This window comes from Rhodoplanes sp., assembly GCF_013377085.1.
GTDB lineage: Bacteria > Pseudomonadota > Alphaproteobacteria > Rhizobiales > Xanthobacteraceae > Rhodoplanes.
Genome location: NZ_JACAAX010000056.1, coordinates 21,681 through 37,560, shown reverse-complemented (window position 1 = coordinate 37,560; position 15,880 = coordinate 21,681). Strand labels below are relative to the sequence as shown.

The 15,880-nt window shown below is 68.4% G+C and carries 4 protein-coding genes; all 4 read right to left on the bottom strand.

Going from position 1 to position 15,880, the window contains the following annotated elements:
- Positions 1-358 precede the first annotated feature (358 nt).
- The 4 genes from HXX10_RS26615 to HXX10_RS26600 all read right to left on the bottom strand — a co-directional run bounded on the left by HXX10_RS26615 (position 359) and on the right by HXX10_RS26600 (position 15,703).
- Positions 359-13,249, bottom strand: coding sequence for a filamentous haemagglutinin family protein (locus HXX10_RS26615; protein WP_296526349.1), 12,891 nt, complete (start codon positions 13,247-13,249; stop codon positions 359-361).
- 149 nt (positions 13,250-13,398) lie between these two features.
- Entirely contained in the window at positions 13,399-14,370 is a 972-nt protein-coding gene (locus HXX10_RS26610) for a FecR domain-containing protein (RefSeq protein ID WP_296526348.1), read from the bottom strand.
- On the bottom strand, positions 14,367-14,966 hold the full coding sequence (locus tag HXX10_RS26605; protein ID WP_296526347.1) for an RNA polymerase sigma factor: 600 nt from the start codon (positions 14,964-14,966) through the stop codon (positions 14,367-14,369). Before HXX10_RS26605 ends, HXX10_RS26610 begins: the two co-directional genes overlap by 4 nt.
- Entirely contained in the window at positions 14,963-15,703 is a 741-nt protein-coding gene (locus tag HXX10_RS26600; protein WP_296526346.1) for a TonB family protein, read from the bottom strand. The genes HXX10_RS26605 and HXX10_RS26600 overlap by 4 nt, the downstream gene beginning before the upstream one ends.
- Positions 15,704-15,880 lie beyond the last annotated feature (177 nt).

Here is a 15,880-nt window from a genome sequence, read left to right as displayed (position 1 = left end):
GCCGCGGTCCACATCGCCGCGACCGTCTGCTACTGGTTATGAGTCCGGACCCTAATCGGATTCCGCTCTAAGAGCACGCGACAGCAACAGTTCGCCAGGCTCCCGCCGTCGCCGAACGGTCATCTCGCGCCGGGCATCGAGCGCTGCCATGACACCAAGACAATATACCTGCACGATGTCTCCAGGCAGGCGACACAGGACGGCACGCCGTCGTCGCGGACACTCTCACGCGTGCTCACGCCGCGGATTCGGCCGTCATCGGCAACAACGACGAGAGGTCGAAACCGGTTTTCGCCGGTCCGCAGGCGGCGGCCAAAGACACCTTCGCCCGCGCCTCCTGCATCGGCCGATGTCACGTTCAACGCGCGCCGCGTCGCTCCACCTTCTGGTCGAAATAGGCTCTCTCCTCCTCGGTGAGAGCCTGCCGCTGTTGCGGAGTCAGGTGCCCATTGCCGACCAGCCGGAACGCGCTGTTCGGATCGTAGCGCTCCTCGTCGCGGCTGCTGCGCCGTTGCCTCTCGTTCTGGCGCGACGGCGGCGCATTCTCGTCCCCTCCCCCGTAGCCGAGGATTTCGACGATGATGACGGAGGGACGTTCGCCGCCGCGGTCGGAGGCAGGCGTTTCGGCGGCCTTGGCCGCGGCGCCGGCGGCGTTGTTGGCGGTGGTCAGGGCGCCGATGTTGGGGGCTGCGGGGGCGGCGGGCAGGCCGGCCGTGGTGCCCTGCACCTGGATGTTGAAGGCGTTGAGGATCTGCAGGGCGACGATGTTGAGGTTGCCCGCCACGCGGATGCCGGCGGCGCCCGCGTCGACGGTGCCGTGCGGCGCGGTGAGCACGACGTTGCTCTTGGTCGGGTCCTGGCCCGGCACCGAGAGCAGCGCGCCGATGCCGGCGCCGGTGACGAGGCCGGCCGGCGAGACCCGGCAATAGCCGTCGGTGTCGCAGATCAGTTTCAGGGGCGGATAGGCCGTCTTGGTCTTCGGGCCCTTGCCGGCCTTGAGGTCGCCGTTGGCGCTGAACAGATCGATGTCGCCGCCCTGCTCGGTGAAGATGCGGCTCTGGTAGATCTGCACGTCGCCGTCCGTGTAGGCGCGGATGGTGCCGCCCTGCAGGGTCAGGATGCCCTGCTGGGCCGCCGAGAGGCTGTCGGATGAGTTCGAGCCGACATAGGCCGAGCCGCCGGGGCCGAGGATGTTGATGTCGCCGCCCGTCTGGGTCTCGATCAGCGAATGCGCCATCCGCAGGTCGCCGGTGCGCACCCTGACGGACGCGCCGTTCGACGAGCCGGTGTTGTTCTGCGTGTAGCCGAGCGAGGCCGGGAACAGCGTGGCGATGGTCGCGTAGGCGCGGGCGTATTGCTGGTAATAGGCGCTCGACGCGGTGTTGTAGTCGGTGCTGACCTGCGTGAGGAAATCCAGGAAGGCGCGCTCGACCAGAAGCTTTTGGCGCGCTGCCGGCAGCGCCTGGAAGGCCGCCCAGGCGTCGCTCTCGCTCACCCCGAGGACTCTTGCGATGGTCGGCAGATAGTCGATGCCGGCAGTCTTGGCCGCAGCCGGATCGATGTAAGCCGCGATCGCCGCGGCGATGTCCATGCCGTTGCCGACCCCGAACAGCGCCGTGATGTCGGCGCCCTCGACCGGCAGATAGGACTTCACCACGCTGCCGCAGATCGCGCTGCTGCAGTTGCTGCCGTCGCCGACCGCAAAAATGCCGCCGCCGGAGGCCGTGGTGGTGAACGGCCCGAGATTGCGCCCGGCCTGGACCAAAAGATCGCCGGGGCCGTAGAGCGTGAAGGTGCTGGCGTTGTTCACCACCACACCGGTGCTGAGCGTCGTGATCGCAGCCAGGATGTCGCGCCCGGCGATGATGCTGGTGATGTCGGAGGCCGAGTTGTTCTGGCCCGTGAAGGTGGTGTTGACGATGTCGCGGCCGGCCTCGACCTTGGCCTGCTCGATCAAGGTGAAGATGCCGGTGATGTCCTGCCCGGCATAGATGATCGCCGAGCCAGAATCGCCGGCGTGCACCGCCGACGCCAGCACGGTCGGGGTCGGAATCCCCAGAATGCTTTGGAGCCCGGAGTTGTTGGCGTCCAGCATGGTGACGCTGAAAGTGGTCGGGTTGCCGGAGGCGTTGTAACTCGCCGTGGCGAGCGAGCCGCCGGCCGCCAGCGTCAGCGAGCCGGTCGCCGAGGGGAACAGCGTCAGGTTGTTGACGATGGCGATGTCGCCGGTGATCGCCTCGACCTCCAGGGTCGCCGGCGTGGTGACGACACTGTCCGACCCGGAGCCGACGCCGTTTCGGGTGAACAGCGTCCCGGTGACCCCGTTGTAGCTGATGGAGCCCGGCTTCAGCGTCTCGATCGTGATGTCGCCGACCGTGCTCATGAGCGCGACGCCGCTCGAAGCACCAAAACTGTCGAAGCCGACGCCGAAGCCGGTGGGCAGGCTGGCGGTGACGAGCCTGGCGCTGTCGGCCGGAATCCGGGTCGGCTCGAAAATGCCGCCGAGCGTGATGTCGCCGAGCGCCTGCACGGTGATGAAGCCGTCCTGCACGGCCAGCAGCAGCGGCACCGCCGTATAGGTGGTCTTGCCGGAGTTCGGATCGGTGATGGTCGGCACGCCGTTGTTGTAATAGGTGGTGGCGACCTGGGTCGCCTTGCCGGTGACGGGGTTCTTGGGATCGGCGACCGCGTCGCCGCCGACCTGGATCAGGCCGGTGCCGCGGCCGACATAGAAGGTCGAGCTGTAGAGATTGCCGCCGGCCTGAACCAGAAGATCGCCGCCGCCGTAATAGTGCACGACCGGCGTGCTTCCGGCCGAGGTGCCGCCGGAGACCTGGAGGGTCTCGGGCAGCGACACCGAGATGTCATAGATGTCGCGCCCGGCTTTCAGCGTGACATTGCCGCCGCCGAGCGCGCCGATGCCCTGGCCGAAAGTGCCGTAGTTGATCCAGGCGCCGTACTGCACGCCGCCGGCGCTCGAGTCGAACGGCGTCGCCGTGCCGGTCACCTTGCCGGCGGTGAAGTACCACGCGCTCCAGAACTGCCCAGTGGAGACGCCGACGCCGCCGGTCTGGCTGCCGTCGCTGTCGGTCGGGGTCTCGATGCCGATGATGTCGCGGCCGACATTGATCGTGATGTTGCCGCCGCCCGTGGCCCACACCGGCGTGGTGAGGAGCCCGTTGGACGTGGTCGTGGTCGTGAGCGTCGGCGCCGTGTAGCCCACGGCGTTGGCCGCGACCGTGCCGGCGGTGTAGACCACGCCCGGCGCGGTCTGGTCGAGCAATTCAAAGCTGCCGGCCGCCGCGATGTCGATCGAGCCGGTGCCGGTGCGCAGGATGGTCGGCACGTCGATGGTCAGCGTCCGCCCGAGCGAATCGGTCGCCGGGCTGAGATAGGCGGTATGGCTGTCGATGGTGACGTTGCCGGTGCCGGTGCGCGTGGTAGCGAGCGGATCGGCGCTCGCGGTCGCCGCGCCGGCGACGATCCGGTACGACGTGCTTGATGCCTCCGCCGCCAGATTCATCCCCGCGATCGGCGACATGTTGCTCGACGACGCGACCGGCGACGGGCTGTTGTCGACCTGGGCCGAATTGACCGTTCCGGCGGCGACCGATGCGGCAAGCAATGTCGGGTCCAGCACCTTCGGGGTCTGGCCGTACTCGCCAATCCCGTAGTTGGTCGCGGTGAGCTTCGAGTTGCTCCAGTTCTTGTAAGCATTGATATAAGAGGAATAGGCACTCAGATATTTACTGTAGAGATTAAGGTTTGCAAAAGCGCCATTCCGGCTGGAAATCTGAGCCCAGTAGGAGTTCGCCAGAGCTAGATTTGTAAGCGCTGTTTGAGCGTAGTTATAGATAGCAGAGCTGGTATTCGCAACAGTGGTCGTCGCGAGCGTAATTCCGGTCGCAACAGAACCGTCCGTTTTATATGTCAGAGCTTTATAATAGGCCCTGTTAAAGTACAGCCCATAATATAGATAGTTTTTATATTGACTGATGTAGCTGTACGTATAGGTCGATCCCGAGCTTGCCCCGTAGAGGTAGTAATAATAATCGGATGTGTCGCTGCTGTAGCCGAGGGCCGTATAAACCGTTGGCGCCGTCAATGTCTCCAAAGAAGCAACATTACTGACCCCGAGCGCCTGGATTTTTCCCGCGCTGATCGTCGTCGTCGCGCATGCATACGTCGCGGCACTGGTGGTACAAGTGGAACCTGTCGTCACTGCCGTATAGGCGGTGGAAGCATTTCCATAAGTATTTCCGACGACCGTCGTCACCGTCCCGACCGCGCTGGTTTCGGCAAACCCGTCGGTGATGCTGGCCTTGATGGCGACGTCGTTGGCGGCGCGCAGCGTCAGCACCGGCGCCTCGCCGTTGTGGCGATAGACGAGCGTGCCGCTGGAATTGGTGGCGCCGAGATTCCAGTTGGTCAGCACGCGGATATCGCCGGAATTGATGCCGGTGGACGGATTGACCAGTTCGACCTCGGGTTTCAGATGCAGCATCGAGGCCGGCAGCGCCGTCGTGGAGCCCGAGCCGGCGATCTGCAGTTGCGCGCCGGCGAAGCTCGCCGCGACCGCGGCGTCGTTGCCGCTGAACGGATTCTGCACGAAGCTCATCAGCGTGCCGGCTCCGCCCGACTCGACACCGCCGACATAGCCGTAGAAGGTCTGGTGGCTGTCGTTGTAGCTCGTCGGAACGAAATTCTCGTTGGCCAGCAGATAGGCCAGCACCACGGCGGTGCCGCTGTAGGTCGTGGTGCTGATCGTGGTGGAGTCCTGCTTGATGGTGACGGTCAGGCTCTGTGTCGTGCTGTCCCAGACATAGGTCGCGGTATAGGGCTTGTTGCTGGTGCCGTAAGTGATGCTCTGGGTCGCAGAGGTGAAGCTCAGGCCGGTGCCGCTCCAGGTCGCCAGCGCCGTGGTGGTGGGCGTGGTGGCCCCGCCGATGATCGTATAGGTGGTGGTGAGGCCGAAGCTGCCGGCGAGCAGCGTGCCGGTCGCGTCGTACCAGCCGGCGGGATCGACGATGCCGTCGAAGTGCTTTGTCAGGACGCTGGCATTGTCGGTGGTGCTCCAGGTGGCGAAGGCATCGGCGACAATTCCGTTGCCGGAGGGCGTGCCGTCGGCCTTGGCGTTGGTGACCAGCGTACCCTTGAAGCTGACATTGATGGTGTTGCTGGTGAGGATCGGGGCGCGGACGATGACGCTGCCGCCGGTGGTGTCGATATTGCCGGTGGAATCCCCCGGCCCGCCGGAGACGTCGAAGATCGCGCCCGACGCCACCGTGATGGCGCCCGAGGCCGGCACGTTCTGATAGCCGTAGGTGCCGTTGAGGCTGCCGTCGGGCGTGCCGGTGGTGCCGAGCGCGATGGTGCCGCCGCGCTCGGTGAGCGTCGAGGCGCCGTCGGCATAAGCGGGATCGCTGGGGTCGTCGGCCTTGTAGCGGGCGTAGAGCCTTGCGGTCGATCCGATGGTGATGCCGGTGGCGCCGGGTGTGCCGGCAGCCGCGGTCGAAGTGCCGGTGGCATAGAGCGCGATGGTGCCGCCGGAGGGGCTCGACGCATCGATGGTGCCGTCGACCAGAATGCTGCCGTTGTTGGTCACCAGCAGCACATTGGCCGAGGTCAGCGTCTGGCCTTGCGCGATGGTGATGTCGCCCTGGCCGAGGCTGATTTCAAAACTGCCCGTGAACGCGGTGAGCGGCAGGTTGCCGGCGAGGCTGCCGGCGCTGAGCACAAGATTGCCGCCGAGGTCGTTGTAGGCCGCATTGCCCTTCAGCGTGCCGTCGAGCGTCGCCATGCCCTTGGCCGAGATCGCCAGCGTGCCGGCATAGCCGTTGCCGGCAGCCGAGACGTCGACGGTGGCGCCCGAGGCGATGCTCAAATTGCCGGCGTCGGCGATCAGCTTGATGGTGCCGCCCGGCGTGTCCTCGACGAGGTCGAACAGGGTGACGCGGGTGCCGGCGGCCGTGAGGCTCGCACCGGACGATACGATGAGATCGCCCGAGGTCGCCTCCAGCGTCAGCTTGCCGGCCTGGGCGACCAGGGTGCCGCCGGCGACAATCGAGCCGGCCGTCAGGGTCAGGCTGCCGCCGATCGCGCTCGGGTCGAGGGTCGGGGCCGTGCCGGCGCCGCGCGCCAGCGTCAGCGTGCCCGTGGTGGTCAGCGACTGCACGGCGCCGGCGTCGGCGACCACGACGGGCGCTGTGAGCGTGACGGCCGCGGCCTTGGCGTCGAGGCTGCCGGTGCCCGTGAACGCGAACTCGGTGCCGGCCGTCGCCGTGACGGCGGCGAAGCCGGACGCGGTCTTGGTGCCGGCCGCGAACGTGACGACGCCGGCGGCGTCGAGCACCAGCGCGCCGCCGCTCCCGGCCGTGTTGGCGCCCGCGGTGCTGACCGTCGCCTGGCTGTTGGTCAGGACGATGTTGCCGGCCGCGACCGTGGTGGTGCCGCCGTCGCTGTAAAACCCGCTGCCGTCGAAGGTCAGGGTTTTAATCGGCGCGTCGGCGCGGCCGAAGGCGGCGTCGCCGTAGAGGTTGAACACCGAGGCCGAGCGCAGCCGCACCGTGTCGGCGCCGGCGAAGCTGGCGATCAGGCTCGACGACACAACGAGGCCGCCGCTGCCGCCGCCGATATTGACGATGTTGGCGGCGAGATCGAAGTTTTGGGCGGTCAGTACCGCGTCGGTGGCGACCGACGTGGTGCCGCTGGTGTCGAGCGTCAGCGTGGTGCCGGCGAGCGTCGCGCCGGCCCCGATGGTCAGGCTGCCGAGCGGCGTCGCGGCGACAGTGTTGCGCGTCACGCTCACCATGCCGCCGGCGGAAACGCGCAGCAGCGATCCGTCGCCGCTCGCCCCGCCCGTCACGCCGACGATCAGCGCGGTGTCGGCCGCCGACGTGACGCTGCCCTTGGCGACGACGACGCTGCCGGCGTCGACGACGAGCCCGCGGCTCGCGCCGGCCGTGGTCGGGGCGAGCGACACCAGCAGCAGGTCGGGCCCGCTCAGCGGATGGGCGGCGTCGGTGGCGACCTCGAGGTTTTGGGCCGACGCCGTGATCAGGGTGCCGGCCGTGGTGGTCGAGCGGGTGCCGCCGATCAGCACGCTCTCCACTCCCAGCGCCGAGATCTGGTCGGCATCGAGGATCAGGTAGCCGCTGTAGGCGCTGTTGCCGGCAAAGCTCGACCTGAGGTCGCTCGCCGCGACCAGCAGGCTGGTGCCGGTGATGTCGACCTGGCCGCCGCGCCCACCCGATGCGGGCGCGAACAGGTTGGTGGCCTCGAGGCCGAGCGCGGTCGCGGCGGCGATGACCAATTGGCCGGCGTCGATCGGCAGGCGCGGCGTCGCGGTGCCGTTGGTCGCGGCGAGCGCGGCGAAGTAGGCATTGCCGGTGCTGATGTCGATCTCGGAGTATTTGTTCCAGGTGCTGCTCGACTGGATCTTCAGCAGCGCCGTCTGCGACGACGTCGCTCCGGTGATGGCGTTGGTCAACGTGCCGGTGGTGATGATCGAGCCGTCGGCCGTGACGGCGTTGACCGAGGCGGCGGCCGTATTGGTCGAGATAACCACGACCCGGTAGGCGCCCGGCAGCGTCGCGTACATGGCCGGCATCAGCACATAGGTGCCGGCCGCGATGCCGTTGCCGCCGGCGAGCGTCACGGCCGTGCCGGCCACCACCGTGGTGCCGAAGCTCGGATCGTAGGCCGCCACCTTGGCGGCGGCGCTCGGCACCAGGGCGTAGACGGTCTGGCTCGTGGTGGTCAGCACGTTGCGGCTGCCGCCGGTGCCGGCGACGAACTCGGTGGCGTAGACGTCGCCGCCGCCGCGCTCGTCGATCACGGCGCCCGCCTGGGTAGAGACGGAGGCGCCGCCCAGCACGATCAGCTTGGCGGGCGGGCCGCTGAGCGTGACGCCGCCGTCCGTCCAGGTGGTGCCGTCCGTGGTGGTGCCGTAGGGAATGGAGAGCCCGGCCGCCGACACCGAGGTGACGCTGCCCGCGGCGAGCGTGACGCTGGCGGTGGTGCGGGTCGCCACCGACGACAGGATCGCATTGAGCACGCCCGTCAAGACGTTGCCGACCGGATCGTAGGCGTTGCTGCCGGTGTCGGCGGCGGCGCCGACATAGATGGCCGGCAGGGTCTGGCTGGCGCCGTAGCCGAGCTGGATGGTGCCAAGCGGGGCGTAGAGCGCCCCGCCCTGCACGATGGTCGCGGCATCGACCAGGATGGCGCCGCCGGCCGACAGCGGCGCCGTGGGTGTCGCCCCGTTCGACGCGAACGCGATGGTGGCGTGGGTGCCCGCCGCCGTGCTCGGGGCGAGCCCGAGCGACATCAGCAGGAAGGCCGCATCGGTCGCCGGATAGACCTCGCGGGCTGTGACGGTCAGGTTGTCGGCGACCAGCAGCGCGCCGGCCGACGGCATGCCGCCGGAGCCGCTCGAGGTCAGGCTGGCGGTGCTGGTCGCGCGGTAGGCGACGGTCGTGAGATAGGCGGCGATGTCGGACTCGCCGCCGTTGAGGAAGCGCACGTCGCCGCCGCTGACCAGATTGACCTGGGCGGCGTTGGCGACGCTGACGACGCCGGCGAGGTCGATCTGGGCGCTGGCGCGCAGCGTGAGGGTGCCGTCGGCGAGCGTCGGGGCGACGACCGTGCCGCTGAGCCAGCGGATGTAGCCGGCGTCCAGTGTCACCGTGGTGGCCCCGATGGTGGGGATGCCGGAGGCCGTCGCACTCGACGCGTAGGCGGAGGCCGGCGACGACGGGCCGAGGCCGCCCGGCAGCAGCGTGATGTTGCCGTCGAGATAGAGGGCGCCCGGGATCGCGAGGCCGACATGGCCCGTGAAGGCGATGGCCGTGCCCATGAGCGACACCGTGTCGAGGCCGCTGTTGGCGGCATCGATGGTGTCGGCCGTGATGAAGGCCTTGCCGCTCGCCCCCGGCAGCAGCGCGCTCAACTGCGCCTGGGTGGTCGGCGCCGTGCCCCCGGCGAAGGCGGCGGCGACGTCGCCGCTCTGGGCGATCACGATGGTGCCGTAGGCGTTCACCGCGGTGCCGTTGCTGGTGGTGACCAGCGTGCCGAGGTTGAGCCTGCCGCCCGAGGCGGAGGCGGCGCCGCCGGCGGCGTCGATGGTGCCGGCGAAGTACAGGCTGGTGCCGGACAGCGTCAGGGTGCCGCCGTTGCTCCACACCTGCCGGGTCGCCAGCTCCGAGCGGCCGAACGTCGCCGCGGCCGTCGGCCGCTCGACCGTCGCGCTGGCGCCCGACAGATCGAACCGCGCGCCCGCCAGCGCCACGATGGTGCCGTTGCCGGCGGCGCTGAAGCTCGACAGCGTGATCGAGCCGGCATCGAGCGCCGTGCCGGTGGCGTAGGCAGTGACCTTCGGATTGGGCAAGAACACGCCGGAGACGTCCAGCACGGCGTCGGCGCCGATCCAGATGTCCTGCGCGGCGCCCCACAGGCTGGAGTTGCGGACCGCAGATTCGTCGGTGGTCAGCGTGATGCTGCCGGCCGGCGCGACGATCGCGCCCAGCACCGTGATGGCGCCGGCGGCCGTCAGTGTGACGGCGGCCTGCGGGTCGGCGACGATACTGGCGCCGGCGCCGATGACGATGCCGGCCGTGTTGCTGGTGACGTCGCTGCCGCCATTGGCATAGCCCTGCTCGGTCAGGCTGAGCCTGACGGCGTGGCGCAGCCCGTCGGCGGCGAGGCCGAGGCTGGCGAACTCGCTCAGCCGCGCCCCGGTCGCCGGCAGGCCGGCGGCGGCCGAGACCAGGTAGTTGCTCTGCTGCAGCGTCAGTGTGGTGCCGGCCGTGACCGTGATGGAGCCATAGGTCGCGGTCAGCGCATAGGCCGAGAAGCCGCCGGTGAAGAACGAGGTCGGCAGCACGATGGTGCCGGCCTGGCTGCCCGACGTGATGGTGGCGACCGCCGTGGCGGCGCCGTCGATGGTGATGATCGGCGCCTGCAGCGTGAGGGTGCCGCCGGTGGACAGGCCGCCGGCCAGGATGGTGCCGTTCATCGCCACGGTGGCGGCGTTCGGCATGTGGGTGCCGGTCGGCGCGATCGCCGCATAGGTGGTGCTGATGCTCGGATCGACCGAGACGTAATAGCCGCCCAGCGTCGCATCGTAGGCGAGATGGTCGGTGAAGCTGCTGGCATAGGTGAGCAGCGACAGGCTGCCGCCCTTGCCTGCGGCCAAGCCGTCGGAGCCGGTCTTCAGCACGCCCTTGGTCGTGACATAGCCGCCGCTGGAGACGTCGATGACGCTGCCGGCGGCCAGCACGATCGACTGGGTGGTGTCGGTCGCGCTGGTGACGATGTAGCCCGACGAGTTGCCCTTACCCGTGTAGGTGCTCTCGTTCAGCGTCTTGATCGAGACGGTGCCGCCGTCGATATAGGCCGCGCCCTGCAGCGTGTCGGCGTCGAGGCCGCTGTCGTTGACCCACAGGCCCGAGACGTCGAGCAGCGCATGGGCCCCGATCGTCACGGCCGCCACGGCCGGCGCCGTGTTGGTGGCGGCCGTCGGCGTGTCGCCCGTGATCGTGATGCTGCCGGAATGCGCCGTCAGCGTGCCGTCGATGGTGGTGACGCCGGTCAGCGTGATGGCGCCGCCGGAGCGCACCGTGAGGCTGGCGCCCTCCTGCATCGACAGCTCGCGCGCGCCCTTGATGGTGATCGAGCCGAAATTGGCCGCCGACAGCACCGCCGTCGAATAGGTGAGGATCGAATAGGCATTGGTGTAGGACAGCCCGTTGCTGAGCGTGACCGTGGCGCTTCCGGTGGGCAGCGTCAGCACCGAGTCCCGGCCGAATCCCGCGCCGAGCACGTCGCCGGCGGTCTCGGCCAGCACCACGGCGTCGGCGCTGGTGTAGCTGTCGGGCGCCGTCAGCGTGATGGTCAGCGAGGCGCCGGTCGGCAGCTCGTCCGGCGTCGTCTGGGCGCCGCTCGTCCCGGTCGCCGTCTGGGCCAGCGCCCGCTGGCTGGTGCCGATCACGATGTCGCCCGCAATCGTCCCTTCCAGCACTGGGTTGACGGCCGTGAGCGCGATACTGCCGGCGTTGACGCCGTCGATATACCCGGCCTTGTAGGTCGTGCTCGGCCGCAACAGGTTGGTGTACGTGTCGGTGACGCTCCAGTGCGCGTGGGCGACCGCGGTGGTGCCGGCGAGGCCGCTGTAGGTGATGAACGGATCGGCACTGCCGATGTCGTAGACCTTGCCGTCCGCGCCGATCAGCCTTGTGGTCGACACCGTCGCGCCCGTGAAACTGATCCAGCCGCCCGACACGTTCACGCTCGAGCCGGGCGCCGTGATCACGTCCTTGTAGGCCAGGCCGGACCCGATCGTCAGCGAGCCGCCCTTGGTCAGGAGCTGGTCGATTTTTTGGGTGATGTTGGCCAGATACCCGGCGCCAGAGGACGCGAACAGCGGCGAGCCGACCCAGGTCTCGCCGTCGGAACGGGTGCCGGAGCGGCTGAGGTCGATGGTCACAGTCTGGCCGATCAGGCTCTGCGCCAGGGGCGTGTCGGCGACGTCGTTGGCCGTGACCACGAAGGTGTAGAGATAGTCGCTCACCGAGCGCGTCACCCCGGTCAGCCCGGCGAGGTTGATCTCGCTGCCCTGTTCCAGCAGCACCCGCCCGGTCCCGGCCGTGGCGGTCGACGGCAGGCTCACCGTCATGGCCGCGCCGGGGGCGACGATCAGCGACCCCGACGTCATGTCCAGGGTGGTGGCCGTCACGGCGATCGACGGCGCGACGAAGCTCGACACCGAGCTGGTCGGGATCGTCTCGCCGTTCTGCTCCGGCAGGATCGTGGTGATGCTGCCGGAGCCGAACAGCACAAGCCCGAGGTCGGGATTGCTCGCCGTCGGCGTGCCGGTCGCCGTCAGGGTGAGGGAGCCGGCTCGCGTGATGCTGGTGGTCGCCTCGGCGAAGCCGAGCTGATCGACCGTGTCGCCGACCAGCGTGACATTGCCGCGGGTCGACAGCAGGATGCCGTCCGCCGTGTTGACGGCATAGGCGCCCCCCGAGACGGCGGCCGGCGTGTAGACCAGCGACGTGCCGGTCGGCACCACATTGGTGACCGTCAAGCCGGTCGCGCTCGAGCTCGAGGCGGGTTCCGTCAACAGCACGGTGCTGCCCGCCGCCAAAATGATCTGCCCAGCCGCCGTGGCGATGCTGCCGGCATTGCTCACCTGCGGCCCGATCAGCGCCACGTAGCCGCCATTGTCGAAGCCCGAGACGTTGTCCGCCGTCGTGATGATGGCGCCCTTCTCGACCACGACGCCGGCATTGCCGCCGGCCGACGGGCTCGTCGACAGCACCAGCGTGCCGCCCGTGGTCGTGGTCGCGCCGTTGAGGTACAGCCCGCTCGCCAGGAACTGGGTGTTGCCGTTGGCCTCGTTGGCGGGCGCCAGCACGGCGCTGCCGCTCGCCGTGGTCTGCGCCACGCCGCCGACGCTGATCTGGGTGTAGCTTCCCGTCGAATTGAGCACCCCGTAATTGGTGGCGCTGCCGCCGTAGCTGTTGATGTCGAGCGACGAGGCGATCAGCGTGTGGACGTTGATCTGGCTCGTCCCGGTGAAGATGATGCCGTTGGGGTTGATGATCAGCACCGTCCCCTCGGCCTTGATCTGGCCGAGGATCTTGCTCGGGCTGCCGGTCGCATCGATGCGGTTGAGCACCACCCACGAGTTGCCGTTAGTAGAGTTGCCGGCGCTCTGGTCGAAATACAGCGTCGTGCTCTTGCCGACGTTGAACTGCTGCCAGGTCGCGATGGCGCGCTGCGCCGTCTGCTGCACCGTCACGGTCGTCTGGCCGGCGCTGGTCGTCTGGGTAGGCAGCGTCGCATTGACCCACAGGCTGGTGTCGCCCGCCGTCACGCGTGGATCGACGACGAGGCCGCCCGTCGACAGCCCGTCCGTCACCCCGCTGCTCGCCGCCGCACTCGCCGCGGCCCGCGCCGCGCTCTGCGCCGCCCGCATCGCCTGCAGCGTCTGCGACGCCCGCGTCAGCGCCGCCTGGCTCTGCGCCGCGATCGTCGCAGCCTGCTGCGCCGCCGCCGTCGTCGCCGCCACGGTCGCGGCCGCCGCAGACCCCGCCCCCGATCCCGCCATCCCGGACCGGAGATCGCCCGCAACCACACCGCGACAGCCGATCACGAGCGCAAGCACGCTCGCGCCGGCGAGAAGCGCCGCATGGCGGAGGCTCCCGCCGGCACGGCGGCGGACGACGTCGACAGAAGAGACCGGCATGGAAGAGGCCTTTGAAATTGCAGATCGCACGACGACGCGGCCACGGCCGGCGAGGGCCATGATCCGCGATCCTCAGGAGAGACGAAAACCCCCGCCCAAACGTGAACAAGAATGTTTGTGAATTATTAACGTCGAAGCCGACCGTTCGGTCAGCTCACCAAAACCAGCCCGGCGGGAAGGAACCGTGCGGTCGCACCGAATGCCTGCTCGATCCATGTGAGCACTTCGTCGATGCGCTGAATCCGGAACCGCCCGTTGACCGGATTGCGTCCCAGAGCCGCATTGACGAGGATCACGCGGCCCGAGCGATAGCGATTGATCTCCACGATCACGTCTTCGAGCGGCGTGAACCGGAACACCAGGATGCCGTCCTGCCACGCCGCGACTTCGGCCGGATCGACGCCGACGGCCGGGCCGAGGCCGCCGGGACCATACCGGAGCTGGTGCTGCGGACCTATTGCTGCGGATTGGCTACCATGATCGGCGCGAATCTCCCCCTCGAGGCAGGTCACCGTGACCGTGTCGCCGAAGGCCCGGACCTGGAACCGCGCGCGCGTCGCCTCGCTCCGGCCGCCGCCGGCCAGCACGACCAGCGGTCTCGACGCCTGCGTGGAGAAACCGGCTTCGCCGGACAGAAGGCGAACGCGATCAATCTCCGGCGACGGCATCAAAGCAATGCTGGTTTGCGTGTTCAGCCGGACCGAGACGTCCGCAGCCAGATTGATGTGCCGCTGTTCGCCGGTTGCAGTCCGATAGTCCGCCGCCATTTCGGCGAGGGACGGCCACAACCCGAAGGGAGGAGTGACGAGAGCATATGCCGCGGCGCTCGCTGCGAGCGCTCCGGCCCCCCCGAGCGCGAATCGCCGGCTGATGGTGGGAGGTGACGGCGCCAATGTCGGGATGCGGCCTTCTTCCAGCAGCGTCCGCCCAGCCGGCCCGAAATCCTTCCATCGCCGTGTGGCTCCCGCAAAGGCCGCCGCATGATCGGGACTTCGTGCGCACCATTCGTCGAGCGCCATGGCATCGTCCGTGGTGGCCTCACCCGAAACGAGCCGAGTCACCCACCAGTGTGCCTCGCGCTCGAGATGCTCGTTTTCGGTGTCCCGGCCAGCCACGGTCATGTCTCGCTCACCGGAGGTCGGGACGTCCCGATCTCGTGGGGTCTCATCGTCTCCGACGTTTTCGAGTGGTCCGATGTGAACCCCCTCCCGCTCAGCCGCCGCAGGCGCGCGGCACAATAATCCTGGGCCTCCTGCAGTTCACGTTGAACCAGCCGCACCGAGATCCGATAGCGCAGCGCGATCTCGCGCCGCGGGGCGCCCTCCAGACGAGCCGCGAGCAGGATGGTGCGCTGGCGTGTCGGCAATTCCGCCAGGACCGTCATGAGGGCGCGCAAGTCCGAGCGGGTCTCGGCGACCTGCGAGGGGCTCGGCGAATCGTCTGCGATGCCGAGCAGCGCATCCGTTTCCATCGCGGTGAGGCGGCGGGCCTCGGCACGCCGCCGGTCACGAGCGATGTTGACGGCGGTCTGAAACAGGTACGCATCCGCATGCCGAACGCCGGCGATTTCACCACCCTGGGCAAGGCGCAGCCAGGTGTCGTGCAAGACATCACCGGCCAGATCGGCCGAGCCGAGCCGGCGGGTCAGCCGTGCCTTGAGATCGTCGTACCTCGTCAGGAGGTGCCGCCTCAGTGCGGCAAAGACGGCGTCGCTCATGGTCGTGAGACCCGCGCGGTCGGAGGCGGTGCGGAGGCGGTTTCGCAGTCCAGTTCCGCGCCCTGCGACCGTGGCGCCACCACAAGGGTGACGGGCTGGGCAAAACCTGGCGGAGGCGCTCCGATCGGCAGTCCGCGAATCTTGTCGTCCACTGCCGAATCGAGATCAGAATCGCCGGTCGAGCCGAGGATTTCAACGCGTGAGACCGTACCCGATGCAGCGATCCAGAAGCTCACGGCGACCCGATAATCGCTCGGCCGAGTGTGTGCATCGAAGCAGAAAGCCTGCCTGAGCGCACCCTGAATTCGGCCGTAGTAGCGCGCGACGACGTGCGGCGAAGCCGTGTTGGTCGGGAGATTGGACGGCAATGCAGTGGTCGGAACCAGCACGAAGGCATCGTCGGCCATGTAGCGCGGCGACAAGCCGGTTCCGTCGAGCAGGATATGCAGCGCTGTCTCGGGTGTGAACACACCTTTCACGCCCGTGGTTCGGCGCCCCATCGCGAGATTGCCGTTATAGACCACCTCTCGCCCGGCCGCGATACCGTAGGCCTCGAGCGCGGAAACCAGTGGCTGCGCGGGAATATCGAAGGCGACAGGCCCGGTCGACCGAACGCCTGCCCCTCCCATCGGCAGCGGGGTCTCCGCAGCGACGGAATCAGCGATCACATTCTGCACCGCCCCGGCGATGAGACATCCGAGCACATAGCGATGAAAACTTGCCAGAAACTGACGCACTGCGGGCACCACCGGGCATAGCAGACCACACAATGATGCCGGCTCATTACGTGAATGTGTCACAATCCTCCGCCTGGGTCTGTCACGTCCCGGATGGTGGTGTAGCAGGGCGGTAGTGGCGCCGCTCGCGAGCGCGCCTCCCATAGCGCCGTAGCGAGCGAGCGGTGTCGTAAGTGG